The organism is Desulfonatronospira sp. (assembly GCA_003563255.1).
Lineage (GTDB): Bacteria > Desulfobacterota > Desulfovibrionia > Desulfovibrionales > Desulfonatronovibrionaceae > Desulfonatronospira.
Window position 1 is genome coordinate 1 of the sequence record PWSL01000483.1, and the last position, 6,884, is coordinate 6,884.

The window sequence follows — 6,884 nt, forward strand, 5'->3', positions numbered from 1 at the left end:
GTGCGGCAAAGCCCAGAGCACCGAGTAGACCATGATCAGAGTAAACAAGATAACGCAGTTGTCTGCCAACAAAAGGTCCAGCACCCAGATAATGCTCGCGGATCATCAGCTCGTTCCAGATTCGCATCTTTTCGCTGGTATCCACCAGCACCAACTCCAGGCCGCAGACCTGGTCAGCCCGGTCTGGTACGTCTTCAGCAGGGGCAACAGGGGTATTTAAGCGCTTCGGTTTAAGTTTCAGCTTCTTTCCCTTTCTGGAAGGTAAAACAAAGTGTCCAGCGGCTTCAAGCTCCCGTAAAGCCTTGACGCAACCTGCATGCTGCTCATTGCCCTGGAAGTCCAAAAAACCAAGGTCTTGGCATAAGGCTATTGCCAGTTGCTTTGTGTTGGGGTGTTCGCTACTTTCAATCAGCCTGACAACATATTCGATATTCTCGGGTTGGGACAACCTACGCTTCATTTGATTCTGAATTTGTGTGTGCATGTCTCTAGCATACACGAAATTTTATTGAATGTCACAAACATTTTTGGGGTCAAGGGCAGGGTTAGCCTTCTGGAGAGATTGGAAGAAACAGGAGGAGGATTTCCCCCTCAATTTGCGCAGGTCCACAGGTGTGCATGTCCGAAATTGTAAAATACCTTCGTAAGGTTTCGAGCTGTTTCTGATCCCTTGCGACAGCTTTGGCCACCGCCTTTGCTTGCCGAAGGTCTTTTTCCTTTTTGGCAGGATCCCTTCGCTTGTGAATCACAACAAGCTTGTGAATTAGAAAAGCCGGCATGGACGGCACGGTCACCCTGACCAGATCCAGGATGCTGTGAGTAACCGGGTGATCCAGAAGGATCCGAAGGTAGGGGACAGCATCAAGGAGGGGAGTTTACGCCGTGCCCGTGATCCTATACAAGGGAGCAGGCCCAGTTAAACCCTGCTATGCAGAAAATTCTTCGGATTTGTTTTATCACGCCATAGGCGTGACAAGCAGGATGTCAGAAAAAGTCACCAACATGTTGGTTTGAAATTTGTGCTAAGCGCCTAACGCGGGCTTTGTCCGCAACAATAAAGAAAAGAATTTTTTGACAGGATTAACTCAACCACTAGCCGTAAACGGTAAACTTCACTACATATTCTTGCCACGGTTATTACTGTAAATGCTCCTGCCCGAAAAACTTACTGAACACCCTTTGAAAATCCTCGTGATTCACCGGTTTGCCTATGTAATCATCCATTCCGGCATCAAGGAACCTTTCCCGGTCACCTGGCTGGGTATGAGCGGTTACAGCGATGATGGGAATGCCCGACATCCGACCTCCGATCTCCGACGTCCGATCTCCGACCTCTGCGGCGCGAATGCGCTGAGTCGCCTCCACCCCGGTCATCACAGGCATTTGAATGTCCATGAGTATGCAGTCAAAGTTCTGCTCCTGAAACAGGTCCACGGCTTCCTGCCCGTTATTGGCCAGAACAACATTATGCCCCTGCTTTTCCAGCATCTTTTTCATAAATAACTGGTTCAAGCTGTCGTCTTCCGCCAGCAGGATATCCAGGTACTTTTTCGACTCCCGCTGAGTAGTGGCTGCAATAGCAGACTCCAGGTGATCCACAGCCGGCAGGGCAAAAGGCAGGACCACGTGCACGGTGGTCCCCCGGCCCACTTCACTCTCAACGGAAATGTTTCCTTCTATCATATCAACCAGGCGTTTGACCAGGGACAGGCCTAGACCTGCCCCCTGGTATTTGCGCGTATACGATCCATCTACCTGCACAAAAGGCTTGAACAGATCTCTCATTTTGTCCTCGGGTATTCCTATGCCGGTATCGGATATGGAAAACTGCACCCTGACATCGTCTACCCTGGCCCCAGGGAGAGCAACCAGATGCACCCGGACTCTTCCCTGCTTTGTAAACTTCAAGGCATTGCCCACCAGGGTGAACATGATCTGCTTGACCCGGGTCCCGTCGCCAATGACTTGTGCCGGAACATCAGGATCCATGAATAATTCCAGCATGAGTCCCTTTTGGCGGGCTTCTGCCGAAAACAGACCGGATAAGGACTCAAGCAGTTCCTGGAGGCTGAACTCTGCATGGCAGATGATCATTTTTCCCGCTTCAATGTTCGACAGCTCCAGAATGTCCGAAAGCAGGCGGGCGAACCTTTCAGACGATTTAATGGCCAGGTTGACGAATTCCTGTTGTTCATCGTCGAGTTCTGTATTTTGTAGAATCTGCATCATGCCCATTATGCCATTGAAGGGAGTGCGCAGTTCGTGGCTCATGTTGGCCAGAAATTCGGATTTGGCCCGGTTGGCGGCCTCGGCCTGCTCTTTGGCCCGAAGCAATTCCTCCTCGGCGCGTTTGCGGTGGGTAATATCTCTTAAATGCTGTACAAACTGCACCACATTGCCATCTTTATCCAGTACTGGATTACTTCGGCAGTCCAAGTAGATGCCCAGCTCGGCCACATACATTTCAACTTGCTCTGACTTGCCGGTTTTAAAAGCTTTACTTGTAGCACATTCTTTACACTGATGATCACGTCCAATCAGTTCATAACATTTTTTCCCTTGCACTTCATCCGGGGCCATGCCCAAGAGGTCATAACCCGCCTGGTTGTAGCGTTCGATGCTCAGGTCGGGATGCTGGATGGATAAAACATCTGAAACGCCGTCAATTATACCTTCAAGCAGTCTCTTGCCGGCGATCAGGTCTTCCTCCGAGCGCTTGATGTTGGTTATATCTCTGACCCATTCCACAAAAAATGCAACATTACCGTTCTGGTCCAGAACAGGTATGACTCTTAAATCGACCCATGTGCCGTCGGGCAACATTGCTTCTTCTTCAAAAGGCTCCCTGGATTCTAAAACTTTAACAGCCCTGCAGTCAGGACATATACGGTCGTACCCCCTGTATGTCTTATAGCACCTGGTATTGAGAACCCTTTTTTCTTCAGGAACACCGGCGAATCCATTCCAGTTGCTGTAAATAATATTCATATCAGGGTCCTGTATGGACACCATGTCAGGGATCAGGGACAGCATTTTTTGAAATCGCTGTTCGTTCTTTTTCAACGCTTCATCAGCCTGCTTTTGCTGGGTAACGTCCTGTACAGTGGCAAACACTCTGGAAGCTTTGTTGTTTTTATAGAAAATAACACCTGTGGTCCTTACGTATAAGACCTGCCCGTCCTTTCGAAAGACCCTGTATTCCATGGGGGGCAGGTCTTGTTCGCCTGATGCCAGGGATTTTTTAAGCCAGTCGGCAATATCCTGGACATCATCAGAGTGATGAACATGATTATTGACTGTCTCAAAATCAATTCGTTGAGACCTGTCATACTGCAACAACTCATATAGCGAGTCCGACCAGGTTATCTCCCCGGTTTGCACATCCCAGATAAAATCCCCCATTTTTGCTATGCGCTGTGCCGACACAAGTCTATGCTGACTTTCCTTCAACCTTTCCTCTGTGTGTACAACACGCATCAAGGCCTCAATCCTGGCCAGAAACTCTTCTTTGTGCACCGGCTTGACTATGTAGCCATCCGCGCCTGCCCTGAGCCCCCGGGCCTGTTCCTGAGGGCCTGTCTTCACCCCGGACAGAAACATGATGTGGGTATCTGCGATATCAGAATCAGCCTTGATTTGCCTGCAGATATCCAAACCGCTTGCATCGGCTAAATGGACATCAAGTAAAACCAGATCAGGTCCCTGACTGCGAATAAGCTCTATACACTCAGTACCTGTTTCAGCCTCAAGGCTTTGGTAGCCTGCAGAAGTCAGGATCTTTTTTATAATAATTCTCTGTTCCGGTTCATCATCCACAATAAGAATAGAGCGGGGGCCGTCTTTGTCCGTAATCCCGGTGCTGCTAAGCATATCTGTCCTTAAATGGTCTGGTTTGCACTGGTCATTAATGCCTCCCTGGATACGATGCTAGATGGCCAAGGCATGCGAAAACTCCGAATATAATAAAATGGATGGCATCAGGAAACCCATCTATATGTTATAAAATTTTAAAATACGTATCTGTTTAGCGCTTTTAAGGAAAGCAGGGGACAGGCACTCCGGGACCCACTTGAGCATCATTTTGTGCTTAAAACATCTCATTTATTGGGACAAGTGGGTCCCGGAAGAGCCAGTCCCCCTGCCACATGCAAAGCGCTAAACAGATACTAAAATACAAAGCTGGATCATGAATAACTGCTGTTTCCACAGCTATTTTGGTCATAAGGCACTGTAAAAGATACAGTTGTACCCTTGCCCGGCTCGCTCTCCACCCAGATTCTACCTCCATGCTTTTCCACAAACTCCTTGCACAAAACAAGTCCCAGGCCGGTCCCTTTCTCACCTTCAGTACCTTTGACAGATCTTTTTTGATCGATAGCAAACAATCCAGCCGCTGTTTCCTGATCCATGCCCATCCCGTCATCATGCACCATAACCCTGACCATGGACCCTTCCTGATGAGCATGGATGGACACGTTTTCACCCCGATGCGTGAATTTAATGGCATTGAAAAGAAGATTACGGATTATTGAATAAACCATCTGCTGATCAGCAAATAGATTCATTCCTCTGGGGACATTATCCCAGAGATCAATTTCCTTCTTATCAGCCACGTTCCTGGCAACAGAAATTCCAGCGGTCACGATATCGTTCAGACAGACTGATTCTGGTGTGTAAGCCAGTATCCCCTGTTTCATTTTAGCCCATTGCAGGAGGTCTTCCAGAAGAGCATACAAGTTCTCCGAACTCTTGTGCATTTCCCCGGCCAAGTGTTCAAGTTCTTGAAGGGAAAAAGCCTTAATATCCGAAGATAAAACCTGAGTCAGGTTCACAAAGCCGGAAATGGGCGACTTAAGGTCATGGGCCACATAGGAAAACAGCCTGTCCTTGTCGGCGTTGGATTTCTGGAGTTGCTGATTTTTGCTCCTGATTTCTTCCTCGGCCTGTTTGCGCCTCGTCACATCCACGATGCTTACCAGAACACAGGAATAGCTCTCTTCATGCCCCGGGGCCACGGACCAGTAAAGCTCTACATCCAGGGGCTCTCCATCCAGGGTGAGGTGTTTTCTCTCCAGGAAGAATTCCTTTGTCCCCTGGGCAATCAACAGCAAGCCATTCATGAAATCCTCAGGGGATTCTTCAGCAAATACCCTGGTTATCCCGGCAAAAAGCTCCTCTTTGGAGGATGCCCTGTAAAGCTTCAAGGTGGCCTGGTTGAAATTCAGCACTTTTACCATTTCTGCAAGCTTTTGAACTTCCTGGGGATATTCATTGAAATAAGCCCTCAGATCCTGTATTCCCTGGGACTTCAAAGCATCCAGACGATCTTTCACTTCGGAAAAGTCCTCCTCCCACAAGGAAATGGGTGAATTTTCAAAGAGTGTTCGGTAATATTCCTTAGACCGGCGCAAAGCTTCTTCAAGACGTTTAGGTTCTGTATTGTCACGCGCATTGACGATCACTCCCTGCACTTCACCTTCGGCATCCAGATAAGGAAAAAACCGGACTGAGCGAAATGCTTTGTCCCCACGGGGAGTATCGAACCAGGCCTCGTAATGCACCTCTTCTCCCTGAAAACAGCGGTCCATTCTGGGCTTGACGATGTTGTAAAATGCTTCCGACCCTAACAGATCTTCCACGGTATGTCCGACTATTTCCTCTCTACTCCTGGCAAAGGTGTCCAGGTAGGCCTGATTCACCACCTGATAGACATAGTTGCGGTCCACAATGGACATGGGATCCTTAACCGTAGAGATTATCACCTCGTACATGTGCAGGGTTTCCAGATGACGCTCACGCTCTCTCTCCATGTCCAGGTTGTGCAGGGCAAAGGCAATATCCCCGGCCAGTTGCTGAAAAATATCCAGTTCCTGCTGATCATAGGCCATATAACCAGGGGTGGATACACAGAGCACTCCAAATAAGCGTTCCTGATACTCCAGTCTTCCACACATCCCGGCTCTGAATTGATAACTGATGCTCAAAGGGCAAGCTGAACACTGCTCAAAGGGATCATCCACCACCAGCACAGCTTGATCTTGAACAGCAGCATCCATACAATACAAGGGCTGCTCATTTGCAAGATGTGCCCTGAGTTGCCCGGGACCGTCCCCAAGACCGGCATGATAGAGTCCTTTAAGGCTTCTATTTTCGTCCAGAAGGGCTATCCAGGCGCTATAGTAACCCCTGGTCTGCACCAGATTTTCACAGGACTTTTGCAGCAAAGCGTCCCTGTCATTTTCTTGAGTGATAAGCTGGTTGACATTTCTGATGGCCTGCAGAACTGCATTCAAATGCCGGGTACGTTCTTCCGATGCCCGCAACGTCTCCTCGGACCGCTTGCGCTCTGATATATCGGCAACAAAGCTCTGATAATTGACGACATTGCCGTCTTTGTCCCGTACCGCGTGGGCATTCAAGGATACCCAGAACTCGGTTCCGTCCTTACGTTTGAACCTGCATTCATAATTCACCAATTCGCCCTTTTCGCTCAAAAGACGTTTGAACTCTTCTCTGTCAGCAGGATCGGCATATAGTTGTGACGCAATGTCAGTGACCGACTCCAGCATCTTTGGGGGTGTTTCATACCCAAACATTTTGGCTAAGGCCGGGTTAACAGAGAGTAACCTGCCCTCCGGCGTGGAAGTGAAGATGCCGATGGGGGCATTTGTGAACAGATCCTGGCATTCTTCCGGGGAGGGGACGGAAAAGTCTTTGGAAGCGGGTTTTTGTGGCATGGTATACTCCAAGCTGGTTAACTCTACAGCGAAACTTATAAAAACTTTCCAACCTGTCTAAATTGGGGACAGGCACCCCCGCACTTATTTTTCTGAAGGATGATTGACAGGTTTTAAAAATAAGTGCGGGGAGAGCCAGTCCCCGGA

The 6,884-nt window shown here is 48.8% G+C and carries 3 protein-coding genes and 1 pseudogene; all 4 read right to left on the bottom strand.

What is annotated here, in order from left to right; all coding sequences use genetic code 11:
- Window positions 1–460, bottom strand: a 460-nt coding sequence (locus QZP87_RS14225; protein WP_291323585.1) for a Druantia anti-phage system protein DruA, incomplete at its 3' end; no start/stop codon positions are given.
- Window positions 461–545: 85 nt separating this feature from the next.
- Window positions 546–845 (bottom strand): annotated as a pseudogene (locus tag QZP87_RS15645) (GSU2403 family nucleotidyltransferase fold protein); the annotation flags it as partial.
- Between the two features lie 292 nt (window positions 846–1,137).
- Window positions 1,138–3,870 carry a response regulator gene (locus QZP87_RS14230; RefSeq protein ID WP_291323586.1) on the bottom strand — a complete coding sequence of 911 codons (2,733 nt, stop codon included), beginning with the start codon at window positions 3,868–3,870 and terminating at the stop codon, window positions 1,138–1,140.
- Between the two features lie 314 nt (window positions 3,871–4,184).
- Complete coding sequence (locus tag QZP87_RS14235) at window positions 4,185–6,737, bottom strand: PAS domain S-box protein (protein WP_291323587.1); 2,553 nt, start codon at window positions 6,735–6,737, stop codon at window positions 4,185–4,187.
- Between the last annotated feature and the right edge of the window lie 147 nt (window positions 6,738–6,884).